Raw genomic sequence first — 24,040 nt, 5'->3', positions numbered from 1 at the left:
AAAGATTCAAGAGCGGAGCTCGACATGGCTGAAGTAGTACTCAACAACGTTCGCAAAAATTACGACCCGGCTGTCCACAAGGACACCCTGCGCAGTATCAACCTGGACATCAAGGAAGGGGAGTTCATCGTCTTCGTCGGCCCGTCCGGCTGCGGCAAGTCCACCCTGCTTCGGATGATCGCGGGTCTGGAAGACATCACCAGCGGCGAGCTGACCATCGGCGGGCGCTACATGAACGACGTGCCGCCGGTGGAGCGTAACGTCGGCATGGTGTTCCAGTCCTACGCCCTCTACCCGCACATGAACATCTACGAGAACATGGCTTTTGGCCTCAAGCTCAAGAAGATGGACAAGGAGAACATCCACAAGCGGGTGATGCGCGCCGCCGAGATCCTGGGTCTCGAGCCTTTGCTGGACCGCAAGCCCAAGGCCCTTTCTGGCGGTCAGCGTCAGCGGGTGGCCATCGGCCGCAGCATAGTGCAGCAGCCGCAGGTGTTCCTGTTTGACGAACCCCTGTCGAACCTCGACGCCGCCCTGCGGGTCAAGATGCGCATCGAGATCGCCAAGCTGCACAAGGAGCTCAACTCCACCATCATCTACGTGACCCACGACCAGGTGGAGGCCATGACGCTGGCCAACCGCATCGTGGTGCTGAGCCCGCTCAAGGGCGAGGCGGCCACCAACCTGGAGCAGTTCGGCACCCCCCTCGAGCTCTACCACAACCCGGACAACAAGTTCGTGGCGGGCTTCATCGGCTCCCCCAAGATGAACTTCCTGGCGGGCGAGCTGGTGGAGATCGGCGAGCAGGAGTGCCTGGTCAAGCTCACCTCCGGCGATACCGTGCGTGCCCGGGTGGATGCCCGTCGCGGCGCGGTGGGCGACAAGGTGGAGCTGGGCATTCGCCCCGAGCACCTGGTGCCGCTGGGTCATGCCCATGCCGACAGCCGCGTGAGCGGCGTGGTGCAGGTTGCCGAACACCTGGGGGCCGAGTCCTTCGTCTACATGGACGTGGATGGTCATGACTTCACCGTCAAGGCGAGCTCCGACATCGACGTGGCCACCGGCCAGGAGTACAGCGTCGGCATCCCGGCCGAAGCCTGCTACCTGTTCGATGCCAAAGAGCAGGCGTTCCCGCGCACGGCCAAATATATCCGCGCCTGAGAGGGCGAGAGTGCCAGGTTTTCCTTTCTATACGTTCAATGCCTTTTGCCGGTCGCAAGACCGGCTTTTTATTGCTCGTCATCCGAAGCCCGGGCCCGGCCAGCAGGGGCGGCTGGCCGGGGCCGTCACTGCCCGTGCTTGTCTGACTCGAGGGCGGCGGTGACGTCCGGCACGAAGTGCTGGCTGGTGAGCGGAGGGCGCTCATACCCTTCGGTCTTGATGGGAGGCAGGGTGATGGGCTCGTAGTGGATCGCCTCGTAGGGCACCTTGCCAAGGAGGTGGGAGATGCAGTTGAGGCGGGCGCGGCGCTTGTCGTCGGCGTCCACCACGAACCAGGGGCAATCCTCGGTATCCGTGTAGGTGAACATGTCATCCTTGGCGCGGGAATACTCGACCCAGCGGGAGCGGGATTGCAGATCCATGGGGCTGAATTTCCAGCGCTTGATGGGAGTGTTGATGCGCTCCTTGAACCGTTTCTCCTGCTCTTCGTCGCTGACCGAGAACCAGTATTTAATGAGGGTGATGCCGGAGCGGATCAACATCCGCTCGAATTCGGGGCAGGCGCGCAGGAATTCGCGATACTCCTCGTCGCTGCAAAAGCCCATCACCCGTTCGACCCCGGCCCGGTTGTACCAGGAGCGGTCAAACAGCACCATCTCGCCCGCCGAGGGCAGGTGCGCCACGTAGCGCTGGAAGTACCACTGGGTACGCTCCCGATCCGAGGGGGCGGGCAGGGCGGTGACCCGGCAGACCCGGGGGTTGAGGGGTTCGGTGATCGCCTTGATGACGCCCCCCTTGCCCGCGGCGTCGCGCCCCTCGAACAGCACCACCACTTTGAGCCCCTCCTGCTTGACCCACTCCTGCAACTTGACCAGCTCCTCCTGCAGGTGGGCCAGGTGATGTTCGTAGGTCTTCTTGTCCAGACGGGGGCGTTTCTTGCTCTTTTCCTTGGCCATCATCCTCTCCTTGGTGACTCCTCGTTGTGAGTCTCTCCAGCTTGCACCAGGCGGGCACCCCTGCCAAGGGTGGCGTGTTACACTGCCGCCTCATCAGCCGCTGGCAACAGAAAAACAGGAAAGCCAGTTTCATCGCCGCTGGCAACAGGAGAAAACATGAAGCAGTTTATGGAGATAGCGGGCCGCCGCATGGCCTATCTGGACGAGGGGCAGGGTCCGGCACTGCTCTTTGGCCACAGCTACCTGTGGGACAGTGCCATGTGGGCACCGCAAATCGAGGCCCTCAAGGAGCAGTATCGCTGCATCGTGCCCGAGCTTTGGGGTCACGGGGATTCCGATGTGCTGCCCGAGGGGCCCTGCACCCTGGCGACCCTGGCCCGGGATCACCTGGCGCTGCTCGATGCCCTTGGCATCGACGAGTGCGTGCTGGTGGGGCTCTCCATCGGTGGGATGTGGGGCGTGGAGCTGGCGCGCATGGCGCCTGCTCGCCTCAAGGGCCTGGTGCTGATGGACAGCTTCGTCGGCCTTGAACCCCAGATCACCTGCGAGCGCTATCTCGGCATGCTGGCGATGATCGAACAGGTCGGCGCCGTGCCTGCGCCCATCGCCGATCAGGTGGCGCCGCTCTTCTTTGCCCATCAACCGGACGCGGCCCTGATGGCCGGTTTCAAGGCCCGGCTGGCCCAATGGCCCGCCGACAAGGTGGCGAGCCTGGTGGCGGTGGGGCGCAGCTTCGTGACCCGGGAGGATCGCATCGACTGGCTCGAAGAGATGAGGCTGCCCGCACTGGTGATGACGGGGTGCGAGGACAAGGCTCGCCCTGTGCTGGAGGGGTATCTGATGGCAGAGGTGCTGGGGTGCCCGTTCAGGGAGATCCCGGGGGCCGGTCACATCTCGACCCTGGAGAACCCCGCGTTCATCAACCGGGCGCTGGCGGCATTTCTCGCCGAAGTGGCAGGGTGACGCTGCGCCGGATAGCGGTAAAAAAGGAGCCATGGGCTCCTTTTTTGTTGTCGAGCCCGGATGGGGCTACCAGATGTAGCCCACCCCGAAGCCTGCATAGAGTTCTCCCTGATGCTGGACGATGGGGCTGTCCGCGATGTCGTCGTCGTAGCGTTCGTAGTTGATGCCAAAGCCGCCAATCCAGTTGGCGCTGAAGCGATAGCTGCCGATGAGGGAGACCATGGGGGAGAGGGTGGTGCCCGTGTTCCACGCCGGCCTGTCCGCCCTCGCTTCGTCTTGCGAGACACCGCCGAAGTAGTAGTTGGCGAGGTTGTGGCTGCGCAGCATGACGCCGGCTCCCGGCATCAGCAGCAGGGGGCCGCGGATGATGGGGAAGTTGGCCCACAGCATCAGCTCCTGACCGTTGCTGGTGCCGGTCACATCCGTGGTGGCCCGCACGCTCCAGAGGGCGTAGGGAGTGATGAGATCGGCCCCGAACCCCGCTTCGAACTGCCCCTTGCGCTTCTCCATGCCATGGAGGAAGGGATCGTCGTCCGGGTCCAGGTTGCCAAAGCGCATCCGGCCGAAGGCATAGGTCGAGAGGTTGCCATCCCGGCTCAGGTAGTAGCGGGCCCGATCCCCCAGATACATCAGGTTGTCACCAAAATAGAGGGCCCCCGGGATGGGCATCAGGGTGTCGTCCTGGTGCTGGTAACGGGCCTGACCGCCGATGACGGCCCCGCCCAGCACCAACCCCTTGGGAATGGGGCTGTCGGGGCTGTCGCTGGAGAAGGTGCTGAGGGCCCCGATGTCGAGGTCTGCCCGGACGGGTGAGCAGAGCAGCAGTGCCAGAAAGGTACCCAGAGAGGCATGGCGCAGGGCAGGGAGTGGGGACATGATAGATCCTTGTCGGTGGGTAGGCAGTGGTAACGAACCAGACCAGCGTAGCAAGTCAAACGGATGTCGGCTTTCAATTAAACCCGACAAGGCAAGCATGAGCCAGCGTCACGGAGGTGCTGCTGATGGCCGGTATCTGGAAGGGGCGAGACCCGGCCTCGCCCCTTGCCAGGGTCAGGGGGCGGGGCGGGGGAGATCTTCCCGCTTGGGCCAGGCGTTGAGCACCGCTTTGACCAGGGTGGCGAGGGGAATGGCGAAGAAGACGCCCCAAAAGCCCCACAGACCGCCAAACACCAGCACGGCGATGATGATGGCCACCGGGTGCAGGTTGACCGCCTCGGAGAAGAGCAGGGGGACCAGCAGGTTGCCGTCGAGGGCCTGGATCACGAAATAGGCCACCATCAGCCAGGCGAAGTCGGGGGTCAGCCCCCACTGGAACAGGGCCACCATGGCCACCGGCACGGTCACCGCGGCGGCACCGATATAGGGGATGAGCACGGAGAAGCCCACCGCGACCGCCAGCAGGGCGGAGTAGCGCAATCCCATCAGGGCGAAGGGCACATAGGTGGCGATGCCGACGATGACGATCTCGATCACCTTGCCGCGGATGTAGTTGATGATCTGGTCGTTCATCTCCACCCAGACCCGGTTCACCAGGGTGCGGTTGCGGGGCAGGAAGCGGCGCAGGCCTCCCATCAGCACCTGTTTGTCCTTGAGCATGAAGAAGACCATCAGGGGCACCAGGATGGCGTAGATGAGGATGGCCACCACGTTGATGAGGGAGCTCAAAGAGGCGCTCACCAGTTGTTCGCCGCCGGTCAGGATGCGCTGGCGAATGTTGTCGATGATGGTTTCCACCAGGCTGACGTCGATGATCTCGGGGTATTTTTCCGGCAGGGTGCGCACATAGTCCTGGGCATGGGCCAGCATGGCGGGCGCCTCCTTGGCCAGGTTGACCCCCTGGCTCACCAGCGTCGGGATGAGGCCCAGCAGCATCAGGGTCGTCACCGTGATGAACAGCAGCAGGACCAGGCTGGTGGCGACGGTGCGAGAAAGACCGCCCCGTTGCAGGCGACTCACCGGCCACTCCAGCAGATAGGCCATCACCAGGGCCACCAGCAGCGGTGCCAGCAGATCCCCAAACAGCCAGAGCACGGCAAAGCAGAAGACCAGCAGCAGGAAGAGGGTGACGGCATCGGGGTCGGAAAAACGGGTCTGATACCAGCGCTTCAATACATCTAACATCGAGGCTTCCTTGAATGGCGGCTCACGGGGTGGGTGGCATGGGCTCGGGGGCGAGCAGGGCGTCCTGGGGGGGACAGGCAACGACGAGCAGCAGGGAGAGGCGGGCAGCTGACTCTTCCCGGGTCTGGACATGGTGACCCTGACGGCGCAGATAGGCGGGAATGTCCTGCCGGGAGCCTGCATCACCGAGCTGGATGCACACGGATTGACCGGGCCGGGCCTGGCGCAACCAGAGCTTGAGCCGGATGAGGGGCTCGGGACAACGCCAGGGGGTCAGGTCGAGCTGTTCCATGAGAACTCCATCGCGTGCGTGGCGGTCATTATGGCCGTGATGAGAGGATGAAACAACGCTTGTGGGCCTTGAATGGCAAGGGTATTCTGCCGATGCCCGCTGGGGTCTGATTGGAGATAGAGATAACGTGGCACGTTTTTCCCCCCTGATAGCATCGCTTCCCCTGTTGGTCACCCTGATGGGGGCGACCTTCCACGCCCAGGGGAGCAACCAGTTGCCCGACATCGGTACCGCCGGGGTCGCCGCACTGCCCATCGAGCAGGAGGTGCGCTACGGCAACGCCTTCATGCGTTTTGCCCGGGCGGGCCTGCCCATCATCGATGACCCCGTGCTCAACGAATACATCGACGATCTGGGCCAGCGGCTGCTGACCAATGCCGACGGGGTGCGCTTCCCGTTCACCTTCTTCCTCATCAACGATCCCAGCATCAACGCGGCGGCCTTCCTCGGTGGCCGGGTCAAGGTGCACACCGGCCTCTTCCTCTACGCCGAGAGCGAGAGCGAGCTGGCCTCGGTACTGGCCCACGAAATCACCCACGTGACCCAGCGTCACATCGCCCGTTACATGGAGGCACAGGCGAGCAGCTCCGCCATGACCCTGGCCGGCCTGGTGGGCTCCATTGCACTCGCGGTGATCAACCCCACCGCCGGCATCGCGGCCTTGCAGACCACGCTTGGCTTGTCGATGCAGTCGGCCATCAACTACACCCGGGACAACGAATACGAGGCGGATCGCATCGGCATGAAGACGCTGTATGACGCCGGGTTCGATCCCATGGGCATGGCCAACTTCTTCCAGAAGCTGGCGGCGGAGTACCGCTATGCCAGCAAGCCGCCGGAGATGCTGCTGACTCACCCCCTACCGGAGACCCGGATCAGCGAAGCCCGTGCCCGGGCCGGGAGCTATGGCGCGCGCGCCCTGCCGCCGAGCCTGGACTTCTGGCTGGCCAAGGTGCGCATCCAGGTGCGCTATGGTACCGAGACGCCCCAGGCGCTGCTCACCTACTTCGACAGCCGCCTGCAGAAGGGGGATTACCCCCTCAAGGATGCCGCCATCTATGGCAAGGCGCTGGCCCTGTTGCAGCTCAAGCGCACCGACGAGGCTGACACCCTGATGCAGGAGCTGGCGACCCGTCACCCGGAGGATCTCTTCGTGGTGGATGCCCTGACCGACATCGATCTCGCCAAGGGGCGCAGCGCCCAGGCCATCGCCAGACTGGAGCGCTTCCGCACCCGGATGCCGGACAACGAGGTGGTGGTGGTGAACCTCGGCAACGCCTATCTGGAGGGGGGCAACTACAAGAAGTCCATCGCCATCCTGGACCCTTATGCCCGTGAACACGACGAGAACAGCCTGGCCTGGAGCCTGCTGTCGGACGCCTACCGCAAGGCGGGCAGGATGACGGACCTGCACATGGCGCGGGCGGAGACCCTTTCCCTGCGCGGGGACTATCAGGCGGCCATCGACGAACTGATCGTGGCGCGGGGCACCACCAGCGACAAGCTGACCCTGGCCCGCATCGAGGCGCGCATCACCCAGCTGGAGCGGGCCAAGAAGGATCTGGACAGCCTCAAGGGCTGAGTCCGGAGCGGGTTGATGGCAGGCGGGGTGCTCCTTTGGGGGCACCCCGCCTTGTTTTGCAGGCTAAAATAGGGCCTTTCATCGGTTTCAACGCATCTTGATGATGAAGAAATGAATGTGATGGATGGCTCTGCTATGGGGCGCTCGCCACGCGGCGTTTTATCTCGGCGAGCTTCTGTTCGTCCAGCTCCCCCACCAGGGTCTCCAGCAGCGTGCCCCTGGCATCGAGCAGATAGCTGGTGGGCAGCGTCCCGGGCCTTGGGAACGGGAGGCGGGCGTCGTCATCCGGGATCATCAGGGGAACCCTGATGGCGTGGCGCTGTGCCAGCTCGGTCAGTTCGGCGGGGGAGGCGGGGTCATAGTTGATGGCGATCACCCGGATCCGCCCTTCCTGGTGCAATGTTGCCAGCAGGGGCATCTCCCGCAGGCAGGGGGCGCACCAGGGGGCGAAGTAGTTGACCAGCAGCGGCTTGCCACCGAGATCCGCGAGGCTGACCTTCTTTCCCGCGCCGTCGGTGAAGTCGGGTGCCGGGCTGCAGGCCCCCAGCAGGGTTGCCACAATCAGCCAACAGATCCGTTTCATTTCCATAGCCTTCCCGCTTACCCTGACCATCCGTTTCCCCTACAATAGCGCCATTTCTTGTCCCATCTTGCGATTAATCAGGGAGTTATCATGAGCGAGACCCAAATCTACCACAATCCGCGCTGCTCCAAGAGCCGTGAAACCCTGGCCTTGCTGGAACAGCACGGGGTCGCCCCCGAGGTGGTGCTCTATCTGGAGCAGGCCCCGAGCGAGGCACAGATCCGCACCCTCCTGAGTCAGCTTGGCTTCACGGATCCCCGACAGCTGATGCGCACCAAGGAAGATCTCTACAAGGAGCTGGGGCTCGGCGAGGCGAGCGGCGATGACCTCATTCGTGCCATGCACCAGCACCCCAAGCTCATCGAGCGCCCCATCGTCATCAAGAACGGGCAGGCCCGCATCGGTCGTCCGCCCGAGCAGGTGCTGGAGATCCTCAAGTGAGCACCCGCTTCGCTCGCCTGCTGACCCTGGCCGGTTTTTTCGGCCTGCTGGCCTGGGTGCTGCTCTGGCACCTCTGGCTCTCGCCCCACCCCGACCTCAATCCCTGGCTGTTGCCGGTGATCTGGACGGTGCCGCTGCTCTTCCCCCTCAAGGGCATAGTGCAGGGCAATCCCTACACCCACGCCTGGGGCAACTTCGTGCTGATGCCCTACTTCCTGCACGCCCTGACCCTGATCACCACGGATGAGGGGGAGCGGTGGTTGGCGGTGGTGGAGCTGGTGCTCACCACCCTGGCGTTTGTGGGCACCATCTATTATGCCCGCCTGCGCGGCCGCGAGCTGGGGCTGAGTATCCGCAAGAAGGAAGGCTGAGCCCCTCCCTGTCCGCCTGCTGGCGGGCAGGGTATGTGTCTGAAACCGACGCAAGCCAGCGAATGGCATCTTGCCGTATCGCCCCGAAGTGGCTTGCTTATCTCTTTGATTAATTTATGGATATTGATCGCTGATTGGCAGGGAAGCGCCTCTGTTGACAGATCTGCCACCTGGCTTGCCAGCCTCAGTCAGCCCCTGTTATGCAAAAAGGGGTATGCTTGTGTTTTCACCAGACTCGAGTGATCCATATGACAATCCTGCGTTCCCCCCTGTTGCACAAGACCCTGCTGGCCCTGACCGTCTCCCTCTCCGTCAGCTCCCTCGCCGATGCCTGTACCCGCGCCGTCTATCAGGGGGAGGGAGCGCTGGTGGTGACCGGTCGCACCATGGACTGGCGCAGCGCCATGCCGACCAATCTCTGGGCGCTGCCCCGTGGCATCGCGCGGGAAGGGGAGGCCGGCGCGCACTCCATGACGTGGACGTCGCGCTACGGCTCCGTGGTGGCGGCAGGTTTCGATGCAGGCACCGCCGACGGCATGAACGAGAAGGGGCTGGTGGCCAACCTGCTCTATCTGACCGAGTCCGAGTATGTGACCCCGAGCGACAAGGATCCGCGCAAGACTCTCTCCATCTCGCTCTGGGCCCAGTACGCGCTGGACAACTTCGCCACCGTGGCCGAGGCGGTCGAGGCCCTGTCGAAGGACGAGTTCTATGTGGTGACCACCCTGACCCCGGATGGCAAGCCGGGCCAGCTGCACCTCTCCCTCTCCGATGCGAGCGGCGATTCCGCCATCTTCCAGTACGTGGGGGGCAAGCTGCAGATCTACCACGACCGCAGCTATCAGGTGATGACCAACTCGCCGACCTTTGACAAGCAACTGGCTCTCAACGACTACTGGGAGGAGATTGGCGGTCTCACCATGCTGCCCGGCACCAACCGCTCGGCGGACCGTTTTGCCCGCGCCTCCTTCTACATCAAGACCCTGCCAAAGACCGACCAGGCCAACGAGGCGGTGGCCGGGGTGATGAGCGTGATGCGCAACGTCTCGGTACCCATGGGGATCAGCACCCCGGATCAGCCCAACATCTCCACTACCCTGTGGCGCAGCGTGGCGGATCAGCAGCATCGCCGCTATTTCTTCGAGCTGACCCATCTGCCCAACACCTTCTGGGTGAGCATGGACAAGCTGGATCTCACCGCGGGGGCCCCGGTGCGCAAGTTGCCCCTGACCGAGCAGCAGCTCTATGCGGGGGAGACGGCGGAGAAATTCGTCCCGGCCAAGGCGTTTCGCTTCCTGCCGGCCAGCCCCAAGGCTTGAGCGTTCCCCCGATGATAACGCCCCGCTCGGGGCGTTTTTTATGGTGGAGATGAGGTGGCAGTGCGGTGGGCGGCGATCTGCGCCTCGCAAAAGCGCATCAGCTCCGGGTAGAAGTGCAGGAAGGCGTGCTCGGCCTCGGTCCAGCGAGCCTGATCCAGGGCGTGGAGCGCCTCCCCGAGCGGCACGGGGCGGCGCAGCCGACGACCGATGCCGTTGAGGGCCGCCCCCACCCCTTCCCGGTACTGGTAGGAGGCCAGCCAGTCCTGCTCGGCCATGCGCCGCAGGGCCATCGGCAGGCCCTGTGGCAGGCTGTGATGATCCAGGAGAAGCTGACCATAGCTCTGCGCCAGAAAGCGGGGCAGGGAGGCGGCGCTGAACCTCTGCCAGTGCTGGCTGAGCCAGTGATCGTAGAGCATGTCCACCACAATGCCGCCGAAGCGGCGCCAGGGGGGGGCGAAGCTCGCCACGGCGGCCCTATGGGCCGGGTGGGCATCGGTGAAGGCGTCTATCTTGCGGTGCAGCCAGATCCCCTCGTCGAAGTGGTCAGCCAGACCCGTCGGCAGCGGGCCCTTGATGAAGTCCCCCAGCAGGTTGCCGGTGAGGGAGCTGCCGGTATGGGCCGCCAGATGGAGATGGGCGAGAAAATTCATGGGATGGGGCTCGCGTGCCTGGGCGTGAACGGGTGATCCGAGCCTAACGAATCGTGGCCGGATTGACCATGGGCAGGATGTTTCATCCCCAAGTCCCCTTGCCGGGCAAAATTGAGGCGTGGTAAGGTGCTTGCCATCTTTGTCACAGGACGCGACAAATCACCATGATGCGCAAAGCCAGAGGCTTTTTTCTGGCCTTCTACTTCAAGCCTTTCTATCTCTCCGAGTGGTTCGACGAATAGGTCGAGGCCCCGGAGCAGTTCATTGACGCCCATGGCGGCGTAATCCCGTTCATCTGCAATTTGCCGTTTGTTGGCCATCGCTTGCCTCTGCCTGCGATGCCTTGACCGCGCCTGTGCGCTTTTTATGTAATGGAGTACTCACGATGAAGACCACACTGACCCTGTCAGCCTTTGTTGCTGCCTGTCTGCTCGCCACCCCCGTCACCGCCAAGGAGTGGAAGACGGTACGCTTTGGCGTGGAGGGGGCCTATCCACCCTTCTCATGGACCGATGCGTCCGGAGAGATCAAGGGATTTGACATCGATCTTGCCAACGCCCTGTGCCAGCAGATGGCCGTCAGGTGCGAGCTGGTGGCCCAGGATTGGGACGGCATGATCCCGGCCCTGCTGTCGCGCAAGTACGACGCCATTATCGCTGCCATGTCGATCACCGACGAGCGGCGCAAGAAGGTCGACTTCACCGAGAAATATGCCCACATTCCCAACCGCTTCGTGGCGGCCAGGGGCACCGAACTGACGCTGACGCCGGAAGGGATGGCGGGCAAGCGCATCGGCGTGCAGCGGGCCACCACCCACGACAAGTACCTGACCGACAACTTCGGCTCCAGCGTCACCATAGTGCGTTACGGCAGTGCCGATGAAGCCTACCTCGACCTGAAGGCGGGACGGGTGCTGGCCCTGCTGGCCGACGCCTCGGCCATCGAACAGGGGTTGCTTAGCAAGGAAGGGGGCGACAAGTTCGACTATGTGGGGCCGGCCCTGACCGACCGTCAATGGTTTGGCGATGGCATGGGGATCGCGGTGCGCAAGGGGGATCCGGATCTCAGGGCCAAGCTGAACGACGCCATCAAGGCCCTGCGCGCCAACGGCAAGTATCAGGAGATCAACCGGAAGTACTTCAAGTACGATATCTATGGCGGTTGATGGGTAACAGTCGGAGGGAGCCTGCTCCCTCCTTTTTCATGCAGCAAGGAGAGACCCCATGTTGACCCTGATCGAGGGTGCGCAGATCCATAGTCCGGCCCCGCTCGGCCAGCAGGACCTGCTGGTGGCGGATGGCCGCATCGCCTGGATGGGCAAGGGACTGACGGTTCCGGTCGACTGGCCACTGACGCGGGTGGACGCTGGCGGCCGCTATCTGGTGCCCGGACTGGTAGACCCGCTCGCCCATATCACGGGGGGCGGCGGCGAGGGAGGCTTCGGCTTTCGCACGCCGGAGCTCTCGGCAAGGGAAGCTCTGGCGGCGGGGGTTACCACGCTCGTGGCGGCCCTCGGCACCGACAGCCTGACCCGCAGCCCGGCCCAGGTGCTGGGGAAGGTGCGCGAGTTTCGCGCCGCCGGGGTGAGCGCCTTCATGTACACCGGATCCTACCACCTGCCGGTCAAGACCCTCACCGGCACGGTGGAGTCGGACATCATGCTGATCCCCGAGGTGCTGGGGGTGGGGGAGGTGGCCATCAGCGATCACAGGTCCAGCGCCCCCACCCACGACGAGCTGGCGCGGCTGGCGAGCGAGGCGCGGGTGGCCGGGCTGTTGTCGGGTAAAAGTGGCGTCAGCTTCTTTCACCTGGGGGATGGCCGCGGGGCGCTGGCGCCCCTGCGGGCGTTGCGGGACGGCACCGACATACCGCTTCGCCAGCTCTACCCCACCCACTGCAACCGCAATACCTGGCTCTTTGCCGAGGCCATCGAGTGGGGTCGGGCAGGCGGCTGGGTCGACCTCACCACGTCGAGCTTCCCGGACTTGCTGGACGACGGGGAGCGGCTCGCGGCCGACGCCCTGGTGGCGTTGCTGGCGGCGGGCGTGCCCGTGGATCGCATCAGCTTCAGCTCGGACGCCAACGCCAGTCTGCCGCGCTTTGACGGCGAGGGGCGACTCATCGAGCTGCGCTGCGGCCAGATAGGGAGCCTGTGGCAGGAGGTGGTGGCGGCCTGCGGCAAGGGGGTGGCGCTGGAGACGGCACTGGCGGTAGTGACGGCCAATCCGGCCAGGGCGCTGGGGCTTGCGAGCAAGGGTACCCTGGGGGTAGGGCAGGATGCGGATCTGCTGCTGATCGATCCTGATACGTTCGCCATCGAGCGGGTGATGAGTGGGGGGCGGTGGCGCACCTGAATACCGGCGCCTGTCATCCAGCCCGCTCAGTTCATCAACAAAAAGCCCGGCAGCAGTGCCGGGCTTTGTCGTGCCATGGGGCTCAGATGGCGAGAAACCCCAGGATCAGAATGGGGCCGAGCAGGCTCAGGATAAAGCCGGATACGATGGCCACCGGCACCACCTGGATGCCGCCGGATTTTTGGATGACAGGCAGGGTGAAGTCCAGCGCCGTGGCGCCGCCGTAGCCGATGGCGGCGCTGGGGTGGCGGCGCATCAGCACCGGTATGATGAGGATGGCGATAAGCTCGCGCCCCAGATCATTGATGAAGGCGGCGGAGCCCAGCACCGGGCCCAGCTTGTCCGCTACCAGGATGCCGGAGAGCGAATACCAGCCAAAACTGGAGCTCATCGCGAGGCCATGGGCAAAGGGCATGCCGAGCAGCTGGGCGGCCAGCAGGCTGCCGAGCCAGCTGCTGAGGATGACGGTGAGCGCGATCTTCATGCCCCAGGGGTTGAGCAGGATCTGGCGCAGGCGCATGCCGGAGTTGCGCATCTGGATGCCGATGAGCAAGAGCAGCAGCATCAGGGCCCACTCGCTCAACTTGTCGATGGGCAGGGCGCGCAGGTCCACCACCAGCCCCAGCAAGACGCCCCCCAGCACCACGAAACAGAGTTGGAGGGATTCCCATAACAGGTGCAGCTTGCTCGGCATCTTGCCGTCACTGGCCTCGTGGGTGGGGGGGCTGCGCTTGTCCAGCCACCACAGGGCCAGCAGGTTGCACAGGGTAATGGCTGCGAGCATCACCCCTGCCACCTTGAAGATCACTGCCAGGTTGCTGCCCAGGTTCTCCACATAGGCCAGCCCCAGCCCCATCAGGAACAGGATGAGGTAGACCATCTTGCCCAGGGACTGGTTGACCAGTTTGATCAGACGGGCGGAAGAGAGGGGAACCAGATAGCCGATCACGAGCGGCAGCAGGATCAGCAACACATTGAGCAACATCGGGGCCTCGATCACAAAACGTGGAAAAACGGCACCTTATCACGACTTGTTGCACCTGTGTCACGGATCTGTGCATCAGCATGGCCCATACGGGACTTTTTTATCATATTGTTGTGTTTTTTGATGACAGTCGGCTCTGTACGCAAACGGGGAAAGAGGGCCACATCACCTGAGAAATCAATTTCATCCCCATGAAATGACGAGAGAAGGGGAATCTGCCCGGGTGAATAAAGTCCTTTTGGATGACATCTGGCGGATATGGTGAAATATGCTTGCTACCAGTGCGCTGCGGGTATAAAAGAGCGGTAGGTAAGGTGCGACAAAAAATGGATTTTATGCAGACAAAGTGCTGAAAAATACTCAATAGGCCAATAAAAATACAGATAAAACACCAAATACCTCGGTTCTGTATTGTTTTTTCACTACCTCAATGATATTTTCGCTGAAGGTTGCCATCGGTTAACGTTTTGTTAAATGGACGATGGTGGAGTCACGCCGAAGCGGCGTCTAGGGACAGACAAGGTTGTAATGGATGAGCGACGTTGCCGCACTGGAAGTTCGTGATCTGCACAAGTATTTTGGCACCCACGAAGTGCTCAAGGGCATCGATATGACGGCCCACAAGGGGGATGTGATCTCCCTCATCGGCTCCTCGGGTTCGGGGAAGTCGACCTTTCTACGCTGTATCAATCTGCTTGAAACCCCCTCATCGGGCAGCGTCTCCCTCCACGGGGAGCTGATCCGGATGAAAACCAGCCGTTCCGGCGAACGCCTGCCGGAAGACATGCGCCAGGTGGAGCGCATCCGCAGCCGGCTGGCCATGGTGTTTCAAAGCTTCAATCTCTGGTCCCACATGACCATCATGCAGAACATCATCGAAGTGCCCATCCAGGTGCTCAAGGTGCCCCGTGCCGAGGCCATCGCCAAGGCGGAGCATCTGCTCAACCGGGTGGGGCTGTGGGAGCGTCGCGACTATTATCCCGGTCACCTCTCCGGCGGTCAGCAGCAGCGGGCCGCCATCGCCCGGGCGCTGGCGGTGGAGCCCGAGGTGATGCTGTTTGACGAGCCTACCTCGGCCCTCGACCCTGAACTGGTGGGGGAGGTCCTTGGCCTGATGCGAGAGCTGGCGGAAGAGGGGCGTACCATGATGGTGGTGACCCACGAGATGTCCTTCGCCCGCGACGTGTCGAACAAGGTGATGTTCCTGCACCAGGGGCGCGTGGAGGAGGAGGGCAATCCCAAGGAGATCTTCGCCCATCCCAAGTCGGAGCGATTCAAGCAATTCATCTCGTCCATCTATTGATGGACGGGATTCAATTTCAACCATCCGTACTTTCAACGATCGACGTGTTTATCAAGGAGAGATACATGAACAAGCTGATGCTGGCGACTGCCGTGATGACGGCCCTGTGTTCCGGTAGCCTGATGGCCAAGGAGTGGAAAGAGGTGCGGATCGGGGTGGAAGGGGCCTATCCCCCCTTCTCCTGGACCGAGCCGAGCGGCGAGGTGAAAGGCTTCGACATCGACATCGCCAACGCCCTGTGCGAAGAGATGAAAGTGAAGTGCACCCTGATCAAGCAGGACTGGGACGGCATCATTCCGGCGCTGCTGTCGCGCAAGTATGACGCCATCATCGCCACCATGGACATCACCGAAGAGCGCAAGAAGAAGGTGGACTTCACCCAGAAGTACCAGCACATCCCGGCGCGCTTCGCCGCCAAGAAAGGGACCGAGATCCAGCTCGACAAGGCCTTCATGGACGGCAAGACCATCGCCGTGCAGCGTGCCACCTCCATGGATACCTACATCACCGACAACTTCCCCAATGCCACCATCAAGCGCTACGGCACTGCGGATGAAGCCTACCTCGATCTGAAATCCGGCCGTGTCGATTACGTGATGGCCGACTCCGCCGCCATCAGCGACGGCCTGCTGAAGAAGGAAGGGGGCGATGCCTTCGAGTTCATCGGCCCGAAACTGACCGATCCCAAGTGGTTTGGCGAGGGTGCCGGCATCGCGGTGCGCAAGGCTGACAAGGATCTGAAAGAGAAATTCAATGCCGCCATCCTGGCCCTGCGTGCCAATGGCAAGTACAAGGAAATCAACGACAAGTACTTCGACTTCGACGTGTACGGCGAGTAAGCCGACGTCAGGCGAACAACGACAGGTTGATCCCGTCAGTAGTCATCGGGCCCGTTGCCTTCCGCTGGGAGTGACGGGCCCGATTGCGATGGAGCTGCATTGCATATGTTTGATTTGAAAGGATACGAAACCTCTCTGCTGGAGGGGGCCTGGATCACCCTGGAGGTGGCGCTCGCCTCCCTGCTGCTGGCCCTGGTGCTCGGCATGCTGGGGGCCCTGGCCAAGCTCTCTCCCTACAAGTGGGCACGCGGCATCGCGGCGGCCTACACCACCGTCATTCGCGGCATCCCGGATCTGGTGCTGATGATGCTGCTCTTCTTCGGCGGCCAGGTGCTCATCAACGGGATCTGCACCTGGGTCAACGAGGCCTACAACAACCACCTGCTGGCGAGCAACCCGAACCAGGAGTGGGTCTCCCTGCTGCCCGATTACATCGACATCAGCCCGTTTGCGGCCGGGGTCGCCACCATCGGCTTCATCTTCGGCGCCTACATGACCGAGACCTTCCGCGGCGCCATCCTGGCGGTGGACAAGGGGGAGCTCGAGGCGGCCCGAGCCTTCGGCATGCGGGCAAGCCAGGTCTTTGTGCGGATCCTCTTTCCCCAGATGATGCGCCACGCCCTGCCCGGGTTTGGCAACAACTGGCTGGTGCTGCTGAAAACCACGGCCCTGGTCTCCATCATCGGGCTCGATGACATGGTGCGAAAGGCGTCGCTCGCGGCGGGCTCGACCCAGCAGCCTTTCACCTTCTACATGGCGGTGGCGCTGATCTTCTTGGTCTTCACCGCAGTCTCTACCTCGGCGCTCAAGTGGGCCGAGCGTCACTACGCCATCAAGACGAGGTAAGCCATGGATTTCTCGATCATTCTCAAGGAGTGGCCCACCTACTGGGAGGGGCTCTATACCACTATCTGGCTGGTGGCCGCCTCGCTCATGCTGGGGCTCATGCTGGCGGTGCCCATGGGCATACTGCGCAACAGTCGCAACTGGTTGATAAAGGGGCCAATCTGGGCCTATATCTACTTCTTCCGTGGCACCCCGCTCCTGGTGCAGCTCTTCATCATCTACTACGGTGCCGCCCAGTGGGAGTGGCTCAAGAACAGTGCGGCCTGGTCCCTCTTCTCGGAAGCCTGGTTCTGTGCCCTGCTGGCGTTCACTCTCAACACCGGCGCCTACACCGCCGAGATAGTGCGCGGCGCCGTGATGAACATGCCCAAGGGGCAGATAGAAGCGGCAAGCGCCTTCGGCATGACCCGCTGGCAGACCCTCACCCGCATCATCCTGCCCAACTCGTTTCGCCGTGCGCTGCCGGCCTACAGCAACGAGGTGATCTTCATGCTGCAGGGGTCGGCGGTGGCGGGCATCATCACCATCGTCGATCTGACGGGGGCGGCGCGGATCATCAACTCCCGCTACTACAGCCCGTTCGAGGCGTTCCTGACCGCAGGTCTGCTCTACATGCTGCTCACCTTCGTCATCGTCTGGTTGTTCAAGAAGTGGGAAGCCCGCTGGCATGCCCACCTGCGCCCGCGCAGCGTCTGACTGCCAGCAGAGAAAAAGCCCGCAACTGCGGGCTTTTTTTTATGGACCATGGGCAGGCTCAGCGCCCCAGGTACTCCCTGTCGAAGAAGGTGTTGACCCAGTGGGGGCGATAGACGGCGAGCAGGGTCATGGTCATGCCGTTGAGGAGCGCCTCGGGGAAGAGCAGCAGCGGCCAGATGGAGAGGTAGTCGGCGCTGATGGTGTGCCAGGAGTAGGTGCCGCTCACCCCCATCAGCAGGGCGCTAGCGATCACCTTGGCCGAAATGCTCAGCGCCCCCCCGAGAAATGCTGCCACGAACAGATAGACGAAGAGGTGGCGAGGCAGCCAGGCCCAGCTCCCCAGAAACAGTAGCCAGCTGGTGGCCACCGGCAGGGCGACGCCGATGAGGGCTTGCCAGCCGATGTCGGTCAGGGGGATGACCCCGAAGTAAGCGAGGATCAGCAGGGTGAGGCAGGGGGCAAGCAGGGCGAGGCGCCAGCCCAGCAACAGGGTCAGGCTGGTGAGGCCGAGAAAGTGGATCTCGAGCCCCTCGTGCAACCCGGCCCGCAAGGTCCACAGCGGTACCAGCACGATGGCGCCGCCGAGGCAAAGATGCTGATAGAGCGGGTGGGCGCCAAGAGTGCGCAGCAGGGAGGCGTTCAGACTGAAGGCGAGCAGCACCAGCCAGAGCAGGAGGGCGGCAACTTGTCCTTCACTCATGAGCGGTTCCCCCGGATGCGGCTGTCGGTGATGGCGCCGTGGCGAACGCCAGCGCAATGAAAAGAGGCCGCCCTCTGCCGGGCGGCCTCCTGTCTCAATACTTCACGTTGGGGTGATACTTGCCAAGGATGCCCTGGACCCTGTCCATGGTCTCCTTGCTGGGGGGCTTGATGCCGACCAGATCATAGGTATCTCCCAGCACGTCCCACTTGTGCTTGCCAAGTTCGTGGTAGGGCAGCAGCTCCACCTTCTCGACGCAGTCCCCCAGCTCGGCGATGAACTGGCCGAGTCCTTCTGCGCTCTCGTCATCGTCGGACCAGGTGGGTACCACCACGTAGCGGATCCACATAGTCTGACCGCGGGAGGCCAGGTAGCGGGCGAACTCCAGGGTGTACTTGTTGCTGACGTGGGTGAGGGGAATGTGCTTCTCGTCGTTGATCTGCTTGATGTCGAGCAGCACCAGATCGGTGTTGTCCAGCACCCGGTCGAGCAGCTCGTCGTAGTGACGCACGAAACCGTTGGTGTCGAGGCAGGTGTGGATCCCCTGGGCCTTGCAGGCGGTGAACAGTTCGGCGATGAACTCCTGCTGCAGCATGGCCTCGCCGCCGGAGGCGGTCACGCCACCGCCGGAGGCATTCATGAAGTGGCGATAGCTGGTGAGATCCTTCATCAGCTCGGGCACGGTGACCTCGCGGCCGCCCTGGGTGTCCCAGGTGTCCCGGTTGTGACAATACTTGCAGCGCATCAGGCAGCCCTGCATGAACACGATGAAGCGGATGCCGGGGCCGTCGACGGTCCCGCAGGTCTCGACGGAGTGGATCCGGCCAATGATGTCGGTAGTGCCGGTGTCGCTGGCTTCAACGGTCGGGATCCGCTGCGTGCCGGGGGTGGCAGGTCCCTTGGATTCAACGGCGGGGATCCGGTTAATGACTGACATAGACGACTCCAATGGTGCGGACAAGGTTCGAGCGGTCGTTATTTTATGACAGAAAGCCCTATAAATCCTACCAGTTTAGCCCGCAGGGGTGGCACCCAGCAGGCTCTCCAGTGCCTTGACGGGGAGCGGCCGGCTGGTGAGGAAGCCTTGATAATGCTGGCATCCCAGGGCCTTGAGCACGGCGAGCTGCTCCTCTTCCTCCACCCCTTCGGCGGTGACGGTGAAACGAAACACCCGGGCGAGATCCAGGATGGCCTTGACGATGGCCTTGTCCTGTTCGCTGTGGACCAGGGTCTGGATGAAGCTTCTGTCGAGCTTCACCTCGTCGGCGGGCAGATCCCGCAGATAGGCCAGGGACGAGTAGCCCGTGCCGAAGTCGTCGATGGAGATGAGCAGGCCGAGGGCCTTGAGCTGGCGGATCCTGGCGATACTCTCCAGCCGGTTTTCCAGCACCACGGACTCGGTGATCTCCAGCAGCAGGCGCGACGGGGGCACCCCGGTGTCCCGCAGAATGTACTCCACCTGCTGCACGAAACCGGCGGTGTGGAACTGGCGGGCGCTGACGTTGACCGACAGATGGGGGATGGCGAGACCGTTGTTGAGCCAGAAGCTGTACTGGGCGCAGGCGGTCTTCATCACCCAGTAGCCTATCTCCTGGATCAGGGTGGTCTCCTCGGCGATGGGGATGAACTCCCCGGGGGGCACCATGGTGCCGTCGGCCTTCTGCCAGCGCAGCAGCGCCTCTATGCCCGAGAGCGTGCCGTTGTCGACCCGGTATTGGGGCTGGTAGTGCAGCACCAGCTCGTTGTTGCGCAGGGCATCGCGCAGCTGGTTGTTGAGAGAAAGCTTGCTCTTCTCTTTTTCCGCCATGGCTTCACTGAAGAAGATATGGTTGCCCTGGCCCGCGCGCTTGGCCATGTGGACGGCGGTATCGGCCTGCTGCATCAGGACAAGGTGATCCTTGTCGTCATCGCTGAACAGGCTGATCCCCACGGAGGCGCTGCAGTGCAGCTTGTGATCGCCGATGTCGAAGGGGGCACGGAAGATCCCCATCAGCTCCCGGGCAAAGTGCTCCGCCAGGATCTTGGCGGTGATATAGCCCTGGCCCAGCGCCGTGAAGAGCAGGGCAAATTCGTCACCCGAGGTGCGGGCGAGCACCAGGTTCTCCTGGGGCAGGGACTTGAGTCGCACCACCACGGCCTGGAGCAGCAGATCGCCGCAGGCGTGACCGAGGGAGTCGTTGATGGATTTGAAGTTGTCCAGATCCAGCAGCAGCAGGGCCCCCCACTGGCCGCTCGGGGTCTGCAGGGTGCGCTGCATGATGTCGGTCAGGCTGCGCCTGTTGTAGAGATCGCACAGGTCGTCGTAGTAGGCGAGGCGCTCGATGTGGCGGGCGGTCTCCTTCTCCTGGGTGATGTCGTGGAAGCTGCAGACGAAGTGGCTGATCTCCTCCTCCTCGTCCTTGACCCCGCTCACCATGAGCCGCACCGGGAAGAGGTGTCCCTCCCTGTGCAGACATTGTTCCTCCCCGAGCCAGTATCCCTGCCGGTTGACCGCCGCGATCACCTCCTCCTTGAGGGTGTCGCCATAGTAGGTGGGCCTCAGGGCGTCGATGTGCAGGCCCAGCATCTCCTCGCTGGCAAAGCCGGTGATGCGGCTGAAGGAGGCATTGACCTTGAGGATGATGCCCCCGTGATCCATCACCAGCAGGCCGTCGTGGGTGTTGAAGGCCACTTCGGCCAGGCGCAGGGCATCGTCATTGGCCAGGCGCTGCAACTCGCTGGCGGCCCGTTCGCGCTGTTCGTAGAGGACGTCCAGCAGGGACGCGGGATCGGCCAGAGGGGTGGCGAGCAGCAGGGTGAGCTGCCCCAGGGGGAGACCGTTTGGCCCCGGGAAGGGGATGCCGACATAGGCCTTGGCGTCGAGGGCCAGCAGCTGGCTGGACTGGGGATAGCGCAGGGCCAGATCTTCCACGTAGAGGCTCTGCCCGTGCTGGAAGATCTCCCGGCCCGGGCCGATGTCCATGGGCATGGGTTTGACGACGGCGAAGGTCTCCCCCTCCACCACGCAGCGGGGAATGAGCCAGAGATCCTGGCCGCGAGGCTGAAACTCGCCGATCCAGCCCATGTGGGCACCGCTCAGGCCCATTGCCCAGCGCAGCAGGGCGCGGCAGTAATCGTTGCCGGTCAGGTTGGCCAGCCCCGGGGGAGGCGCGAGGTCCGGGGCGTCGGTCGCCACGGGGTCCGGCTGCCAGTGGCCGAGCAAGCGGGCGCAATGACGCACCAGTTGCAGGGTGTCATCGCTGATGAGGGTGCTCTCGGCATACTCCAGGCTGAGCACGCCGATGAGCTTCTCCTGTTCCAGCAAGGCGCCGTCCAGGCGGGAGCAGACATTGGCATCGGCCAGGTAGTAGTGCTGGCTCAACATGGGCTGGTGGGCCGCCTCCGAGAAGCTCAGGGCGCCCCGGGCGCGCAGGGCTCGGATGTAGCGGCTGTCTCCGCGAATGGCACCGAGCGCGTCCACCCCCAGGGTGAACACCGGGGTCAGCTGCTCGCCGCCCAGGGCGCCATGGGCCTGGTAGTGCCAGAGGATCAGGCGATCGGCCCCCAGGCACTCCTTGAGGCTCTCCAGCATGGCGTCATACTGCTGCTGGCTGGCCATCTGGCTCAGGCGCGGCAGTTGCAGGGACAGGCTGGCGGCGCTCTCCTGGGACTGGGTCTGCAGGCAGATGAGCCAGAAGGCGTCCTGCTCGTGAGAGAGGGAAATGTGCCAGAGGAGGGCGTCAAAGCGCAGCACCAGCTTGCCCCCCTTGCCGCTGGCCAGCCGCTGCTCGATGGGTTGGCGCAGGGCGTCCGGCAATTGGGCCGGCCAGGCACTGCGGGGCTCGTCGAGCCAGTGGAGCGGCGTCTGCATCACATCGGTCAGGGCGACCAGCCGTTGACTACGGGTATCCAGGCGGAAAAACAGGGGCGCCTGGCTGGCGGTCGGAAGATGGCTGAGCGCGGTAGACGACATGAACTGACACTATCCTGTTGAGCAATTGTCGGAGGGCAAGAATACTGCAAATCCGTGGCAAACAAAATTTCATTGAGTTCTAAATTAGATAAGTCTAATTTATTGGTCATTTCCTGTTGAGTGGAGTCTTGCAGATGAAACGGATCCTGATTGTGGGTGGTGTGGCCGGGGGAGCGTCCGCCGCCGCCCGTGCCCGCCGTTTGAGCGAAGAGGCGGAGATCGTGATGTTCGAGCGGGGCGAGTTCGTGAGCTTCGCCAACTGCGGTCTGCCCTATCACATCGGGGGGGATATCCCGGATCGGGATGCCCTGCTGCTGCAGACACCGCAAAGCTTCAAGCGCCGTTTCAACGTGGATGTGCGGGTGTTTCACGACGTCATCGAGATAGACAGGGCCGGCAAGAGCCTGCTGGTGCGCAACCTGCTCACCGGCGAAGAGCGGCGCGAAGCCTACGACGTGCTGCTGCTGAGCCCGGGCGCCGCCCCCATCCGGCCTCCCTTCCCCGGCATCGACAGCCCGGGGGTACACACCCTGCGGAGCATTCCCGACATGGATCGCATCCTGGCGGCGCTGGCGCACGACAAGCCCCGCCACGTCACCGTGGTGGGGGGCGGTTTCATCGGGCTGGAGATGATGGAGGCGCTGCACCAGCGCAAGCTGGATGTCACCCTGCTTGAGCTCTCCGATCAGGTGATGGCGCCGGTGGACAAGGAGATGGCCAACCTGCTCCACGCCCGCATCCGCGAAGAGGGGGTCGATCTTCGCCTGCGTACCGGCCTCGCTGCCATCGAAAGCCTGGAGGTGCCTGCCGAGAAGACCGCCGCCGTGGCGACCGCCCAGCGGGGTGGACTGCGCCTGACCCTGAGCGACGGCTCTCATCTCGACACCGGCCTGCTGATCCTCGCCATCGGCGTCAAGCCCGAGACTCTGCTCGCCGCCAAGGCGGGGCTGGTGCTGGGACCGCGGGGCGGCATCAAGGTGGATGCGGGCATGCGCACCTCGGATCCCTGCATCTTCGCGGTGGGGGACGCGGTGGAGGAGACCGACTTCGTCACCGGCGAGTCCGTGCTGATCCCGCTGGCGGGCCCGGCCAACCGCCAGGGGCGCATTGCCGCCGACAACATGCTGGGGCGAAGCGAAACCTACAAGAAGACGCAAGGGACCGCCATCTGCAAGCTGTTCGATCTGGCGGTGGCGAGCACGGGGCTGAACGAGAAGCGGCTGGTGCAGCTGGGGCTGCCGTTCGAGAAGGTCTATGTCCACCCGGGCAGCCACGCCGGCTATTATCCCGGCGCCCACCCGGTCAGCCTCAAGCTGCTGTTTGCCCCCGATGGCAAGATTTACGGCGCCCAGGCCATCGGCAAGGATGGCATCGACAAGCGCATCGACGTGCTGGCGGTGGCCCAGCGCGCCGGTCTCACCGTATTTGATCTGCAGGATCTGGAGCTCACCTATGCGCCGCCCTTTGGCTCGGCCAAGGATGTGATCAACATGGCCGGGTTCGTGGCGAGCAACCATCTGAAGGGGGACACCCTGCTCTGCCACGCAGCCGAGGTGCAGGCTCGCCACCCCCATCAGCAGGTGGTGGATGTGCGAAACGGCCCCGAACTCGACAAGCTGGGGCGCATTCCGGGGGCGCTGCACATTCCTCTGGACGAGCTGCGCAGCCGTCTCCATGAGTTGCCCAAGGATAAAGAGCTGCTCATCAGCTGCCAGGTGGGACTGCGGGGACACGTGGCCTGCCGTCTGCTGAGCCAGCACGGTTTTCGGGTCAAGAACCTCTCCGGCGGTTTCAAGACCTGGCAGACGGTGATCGCCGAGTAGATCCTCCAGGCTGACATGGCCCGATTGATCACTCTGTATGCAAACGGGCCACTCCAAAGAGTGGCCCGTTTTGTTGCCGCAGGGGTTTGCCGCAGGTGGCCCC

General features: G+C 63.3%; 24 protein-coding genes. 13 read left to right on the top strand and 11 right to left on the bottom strand.

Annotated elements, in window-relative coordinates; translation table 11 throughout:
• Positions 1 to 24 precede the first annotated feature (24 nt).
• A complete protein-coding gene (locus AB5Y51_RS06660) occupies positions 25 to 1,161 on the top strand; it encodes an ABC transporter ATP-binding protein (protein ID WP_039038631.1) in 1,137 nt (378 codons plus the stop codon).
• Positions 1,162 to 1,286: 125 nt separating this feature from the next.
• On the opposite strand, the gene ppk2 is transcribed toward AB5Y51_RS06660, so the two are convergent.
• Positions 1,287 to 2,117, bottom strand: coding sequence for a polyphosphate kinase 2 (gene ppk2, locus AB5Y51_RS06655; RefSeq protein WP_368178192.1), 831 nt, complete (start codon positions 2,115 to 2,117; stop codon positions 1,287 to 1,289).
• Between the two features lie 156 nt (positions 2,118 to 2,273).
• Between ppk2 and AB5Y51_RS06650 the strand changes: the two genes are divergently transcribed.
• Positions 2,274 to 3,080, top strand: coding sequence for an alpha/beta fold hydrolase (locus tag AB5Y51_RS06650; RefSeq protein ID WP_368178191.1), 807 nt, complete (start codon positions 2,274 to 2,276; stop codon positions 3,078 to 3,080).
• A gap of 66 nt (positions 3,081 to 3,146) precedes the next feature.
• On the opposite strand, the gene AB5Y51_RS06645 is transcribed toward AB5Y51_RS06650, so the two are convergent.
• From AB5Y51_RS06645 to AB5Y51_RS06635, 3 genes are all read right to left on the bottom strand, one after another.
• The gene (locus AB5Y51_RS06645; RefSeq protein ID WP_368178190.1) at positions 3,147 to 3,956 is read right to left on the bottom strand and encodes a MipA/OmpV family protein; all 810 of its coding nucleotides are present in this window, start codon (positions 3,954 to 3,956) and stop codon (positions 3,147 to 3,149) included.
• A gap of 174 nt (positions 3,957 to 4,130) precedes the next feature.
• Positions 4,131 to 5,201 carry an AI-2E family transporter gene (locus AB5Y51_RS06640; protein ID WP_029314318.1) on the bottom strand — a complete coding sequence of 357 codons (1,071 nt, stop codon included), beginning with the start codon at positions 5,199 to 5,201 and terminating at the stop codon, positions 4,131 to 4,133.
• A gap of 22 nt (positions 5,202 to 5,223) precedes the next feature.
• Complete coding sequence (locus AB5Y51_RS06635) at positions 5,224 to 5,493, bottom strand: sulfurtransferase TusA family protein (RefSeq protein ID WP_183148679.1); 270 nt, start codon at positions 5,491 to 5,493, stop codon at positions 5,224 to 5,226.
• Positions 5,494 to 5,620: 127 nt separating this feature from the next.
• Here AB5Y51_RS06635 and AB5Y51_RS06630 point away from each other — a divergent pair, with 127 nt between their 5' ends.
• A complete protein-coding gene (locus tag AB5Y51_RS06630; RefSeq protein WP_223918331.1) occupies positions 5,621 to 7,075 on the top strand; it encodes a M48 family metalloprotease in 1,455 nt (484 codons plus the stop codon).
• Between the two features lie 133 nt (positions 7,076 to 7,208).
• Here AB5Y51_RS06630 and AB5Y51_RS06625 read toward each other — a convergent pair whose 3' ends face one another.
• A complete protein-coding gene (locus tag AB5Y51_RS06625; RefSeq protein WP_368178189.1) occupies positions 7,209 to 7,688 on the bottom strand; it encodes a TlpA family protein disulfide reductase in 480 nt (159 codons plus the stop codon).
• Between the two features lie 60 nt (positions 7,689 to 7,748).
• Here AB5Y51_RS06625 and arsC point away from each other — a divergent pair, with 60 nt between their 5' ends.
• The 3 genes from arsC to AB5Y51_RS06610 all read left to right on the top strand — a co-directional run bounded on the left by arsC (position 7,749) and on the right by AB5Y51_RS06610 (position 9,789).
• A complete protein-coding gene (gene arsC, locus AB5Y51_RS06620) occupies positions 7,749 to 8,099 on the top strand; it encodes an arsenate reductase (glutaredoxin) (protein ID WP_048207368.1) in 351 nt (116 codons plus the stop codon).
• Positions 8,096 to 8,470: a DUF2069 domain-containing protein gene (locus AB5Y51_RS06615; RefSeq protein WP_010674261.1), complete on the top strand. Its 375-nt coding sequence runs from the start codon at positions 8,096 to 8,098 to the stop codon at positions 8,468 to 8,470. The genes arsC and AB5Y51_RS06615 overlap by 4 nt, the downstream gene beginning before the upstream one ends.
• Positions 8,471 to 8,718: 248 nt before the next feature.
• Positions 8,719 to 9,789: a linear amide C-N hydrolase gene (locus tag AB5Y51_RS06610; protein ID WP_053059802.1), complete on the top strand. Its 1,071-nt coding sequence runs from the start codon at positions 8,719 to 8,721 to the stop codon at positions 9,787 to 9,789.
• Positions 9,790 to 9,827: 38 nt separating this feature from the next.
• On the opposite strand, the gene AB5Y51_RS06605 is transcribed toward AB5Y51_RS06610, so the two are convergent.
• A complete protein-coding gene (locus AB5Y51_RS06605; RefSeq protein ID WP_139700976.1) occupies positions 9,828 to 10,439 on the bottom strand; it encodes an ACP phosphodiesterase in 612 nt (203 codons plus the stop codon).
• Positions 10,436 to 10,759, bottom strand: a complete 324-nt coding sequence (locus AB5Y51_RS06600) for a hypothetical protein (protein ID WP_201894842.1) — start codon at positions 10,757 to 10,759, stop codon at positions 10,436 to 10,438. Before AB5Y51_RS06600 ends, AB5Y51_RS06605 begins: the two co-directional genes overlap by 4 nt.
• Positions 10,760 to 10,824: 65 nt before the next feature.
• On the opposite strand from AB5Y51_RS06600, the gene AB5Y51_RS06595 reads away from it, so the two are divergent.
• Together AB5Y51_RS06595 and iadA are read left to right on the top strand one after the other, a co-directional pair.
• Positions 10,825 to 11,604: an ABC transporter substrate-binding protein gene (locus AB5Y51_RS06595; RefSeq protein ID WP_368178188.1), complete on the top strand. Its 780-nt coding sequence runs from the start codon at positions 10,825 to 10,827 to the stop codon at positions 11,602 to 11,604.
• Between the two features lie 58 nt (positions 11,605 to 11,662).
• Positions 11,663 to 12,793, top strand: coding sequence for a beta-aspartyl-peptidase (gene iadA, locus AB5Y51_RS06590; protein WP_368178187.1), 1,131 nt, complete (start codon positions 11,663 to 11,665; stop codon positions 12,791 to 12,793).
• 82 nt (positions 12,794 to 12,875) lie between these two features.
• Here the strand turns inward: iadA and AB5Y51_RS06585 are convergent, their stop codons facing one another.
• Positions 12,876 to 13,778: a lysine exporter LysO family protein gene (locus tag AB5Y51_RS06585; RefSeq protein WP_041215456.1), complete on the bottom strand. Its 903-nt coding sequence runs from the start codon at positions 13,776 to 13,778 to the stop codon at positions 12,876 to 12,878.
• 532 nt (positions 13,779 to 14,310) lie between these two features.
• Between AB5Y51_RS06585 and AB5Y51_RS06580 the strand changes: the two genes are divergently transcribed.
• The 4 genes from AB5Y51_RS06580 (at position 14,311) to AB5Y51_RS06565 (ending at position 17,462) form a co-directional block, all read left to right on the top strand.
• The gene (locus tag AB5Y51_RS06580) at positions 14,311 to 15,081 is read left to right on the top strand and encodes an ABC transporter ATP-binding protein (RefSeq protein WP_010674267.1); all 771 of its coding nucleotides are present in this window, start codon (positions 14,311 to 14,313) and stop codon (positions 15,079 to 15,081) included.
• A gap of 65 nt (positions 15,082 to 15,146) precedes the next feature.
• Positions 15,147 to 15,920 (top strand): ABC transporter substrate-binding protein, encoded by a 774-nt coding sequence (locus tag AB5Y51_RS06575; RefSeq protein WP_010674268.1) that lies wholly within the window; start codon positions 15,147 to 15,149, stop codon positions 15,918 to 15,920.
• Between the two features lie 105 nt (positions 15,921 to 16,025).
• Entirely contained in the window at positions 16,026 to 16,766 is a 741-nt protein-coding gene (locus tag AB5Y51_RS06570; protein ID WP_010674269.1) for an ABC transporter permease, read from the top strand.
• A 3-nt stretch (positions 16,767 to 16,769) separates the two neighbouring features.
• Positions 16,770 to 17,462, top strand: a complete 693-nt coding sequence (locus AB5Y51_RS06565) for an ABC transporter permease (protein ID WP_010674270.1) — start codon at positions 16,770 to 16,772, stop codon at positions 17,460 to 17,462.
• 58 nt (positions 17,463 to 17,520) lie between these two features.
• Here the strand turns inward: AB5Y51_RS06565 and AB5Y51_RS06560 are convergent, their stop codons facing one another.
• From AB5Y51_RS06560 to AB5Y51_RS06550, 3 genes are all read right to left on the bottom strand, one after another.
• Positions 17,521 to 18,162: an energy-coupling factor ABC transporter permease gene (locus AB5Y51_RS06560; RefSeq protein ID WP_048207373.1), complete on the bottom strand. Its 642-nt coding sequence runs from the start codon at positions 18,160 to 18,162 to the stop codon at positions 17,521 to 17,523.
• A 94-nt stretch (positions 18,163 to 18,256) separates the two neighbouring features.
• Positions 18,257 to 19,099, bottom strand: coding sequence for a pyruvate formate lyase 1-activating protein (gene pflA, locus AB5Y51_RS06555; protein WP_081332104.1), 843 nt, complete (start codon positions 19,097 to 19,099; stop codon positions 18,257 to 18,259).
• A 75-nt stretch (positions 19,100 to 19,174) separates the two neighbouring features.
• Positions 19,175 to 22,114 (bottom strand): GGDEF and EAL domain-containing protein, encoded by a 2,940-nt coding sequence (locus AB5Y51_RS06550; RefSeq protein WP_302097579.1) that lies wholly within the window; start codon positions 22,112 to 22,114, stop codon positions 19,175 to 19,177.
• A 134-nt stretch (positions 22,115 to 22,248) separates the two neighbouring features.
• Here AB5Y51_RS06550 and AB5Y51_RS06545 point away from each other — a divergent pair, with 134 nt between their 5' ends.
• Positions 22,249 to 23,937 carry an FAD-dependent oxidoreductase gene (locus tag AB5Y51_RS06545; protein WP_323923127.1) on the top strand — a complete coding sequence of 563 codons (1,689 nt, stop codon included), beginning with the start codon at positions 22,249 to 22,251 and terminating at the stop codon, positions 23,935 to 23,937.
• Positions 23,938 to 24,040 lie beyond the last annotated feature (103 nt).

It is taken from the genome of Aeromonas sp. R7-1 (assembly GCF_040908115.1).
Classification (GTDB): Bacteria; Pseudomonadota; Gammaproteobacteria; order Enterobacterales; family Aeromonadaceae; genus Aeromonas; species Aeromonas caviae.
This window is presented reverse-complemented; position numbering and strand designations above follow the sequence as displayed.

What these genes read in the sequence shown, in the direction of transcription:
- AB5Y51_RS06660 (WP_039038631.1), top strand. Translation starts at nt 25, where the DNA reads ATGGCTGAAGTAGTACTCAACAACGTTCGCAAAAATTACGACCCGGCT.
- ppk2 (WP_368178192.1), bottom strand. Translation starts at nt 2,117, where the DNA reads ATGGCCAAGGAAAAGAGCAAGAAACGCCCCCGTCTGGACAAGAAGACC.
- AB5Y51_RS06650 (WP_368178191.1), top strand. Translation starts at nt 2,274, where the DNA reads ATGAAGCAGTTTATGGAGATAGCGGGCCGCCGCATGGCCTATCTGGAC.
- AB5Y51_RS06645 (WP_368178190.1), bottom strand. Translation starts at nt 3,956, where the DNA reads ATGTCCCCACTCCCTGCCCTGCGCCATGCCTCTCTGGGTACCTTTCTG.
- AB5Y51_RS06640 (WP_029314318.1), bottom strand. Translation starts at nt 5,201, where the DNA reads ATGTTAGATGTATTGAAGCGCTGGTATCAGACCCGTTTTTCCGACCCC.
- AB5Y51_RS06635 (WP_183148679.1), bottom strand. Translation starts at nt 5,493, where the DNA reads ATGGAACAGCTCGACCTGACCCCCTGGCGTTGTCCCGAGCCCCTCATC.
- AB5Y51_RS06625 (WP_368178189.1), bottom strand. Translation starts at nt 7,688, where the DNA reads ATGGTCAGGGTAAGCGGGAAGGCTATGGAAATGAAACGGATCTGTTGG.
- arsC (WP_048207368.1), top strand. Translation starts at nt 7,749, where the DNA reads ATGAGCGAGACCCAAATCTACCACAATCCGCGCTGCTCCAAGAGCCGT.
- AB5Y51_RS06610 (WP_053059802.1), top strand. Translation starts at nt 8,719, where the DNA reads ATGACAATCCTGCGTTCCCCCCTGTTGCACAAGACCCTGCTGGCCCTG.
- AB5Y51_RS06605 (WP_139700976.1), bottom strand. Translation starts at nt 10,439, where the DNA reads ATGAATTTTCTCGCCCATCTCCATCTGGCGGCCCATACCGGCAGCTCC.
- AB5Y51_RS06600 (WP_201894842.1), bottom strand. Translation starts at nt 10,759, where the DNA reads ATGGCCAACAAACGGCAAATTGCAGATGAACGGGATTACGCCGCCATG.
- AB5Y51_RS06595 (WP_368178188.1), top strand. Translation starts at nt 10,825, where the DNA reads ATGAAGACCACACTGACCCTGTCAGCCTTTGTTGCTGCCTGTCTGCTC.
- iadA (WP_368178187.1), top strand. Translation starts at nt 11,663, where the DNA reads ATGTTGACCCTGATCGAGGGTGCGCAGATCCATAGTCCGGCCCCGCTC.
- AB5Y51_RS06585 (WP_041215456.1), bottom strand. Translation starts at nt 13,778, where the DNA reads ATGTTGCTCAATGTGTTGCTGATCCTGCTGCCGCTCGTGATCGGCTAT.
- AB5Y51_RS06580 (WP_010674267.1), top strand. Translation starts at nt 14,311, where the DNA reads ATGAGCGACGTTGCCGCACTGGAAGTTCGTGATCTGCACAAGTATTTT.
- AB5Y51_RS06575 (WP_010674268.1), top strand. Translation starts at nt 15,147, where the DNA reads ATGAACAAGCTGATGCTGGCGACTGCCGTGATGACGGCCCTGTGTTCC.
- AB5Y51_RS06570 (WP_010674269.1), top strand. Translation starts at nt 16,026, where the DNA reads ATGTTTGATTTGAAAGGATACGAAACCTCTCTGCTGGAGGGGGCCTGG.
- AB5Y51_RS06565 (WP_010674270.1), top strand. Translation starts at nt 16,770, where the DNA reads ATGGATTTCTCGATCATTCTCAAGGAGTGGCCCACCTACTGGGAGGGG.
- AB5Y51_RS06560 (WP_048207373.1), bottom strand. Translation starts at nt 18,162, where the DNA reads ATGAGTGAAGGACAAGTTGCCGCCCTCCTGCTCTGGCTGGTGCTGCTC.
- pflA (WP_081332104.1), bottom strand. Translation starts at nt 19,099, where the DNA reads ATGTCAGTCATTAACCGGATCCCCGCCGTTGAATCCAAGGGACCTGCC.
- AB5Y51_RS06550 (WP_302097579.1), bottom strand. Translation starts at nt 22,114, where the DNA reads ATGTCGTCTACCGCGCTCAGCCATCTTCCGACCGCCAGCCAGGCGCCC.
- AB5Y51_RS06545 (WP_323923127.1), top strand. Translation starts at nt 22,249, where the DNA reads ATGAAACGGATCCTGATTGTGGGTGGTGTGGCCGGGGGAGCGTCCGCC.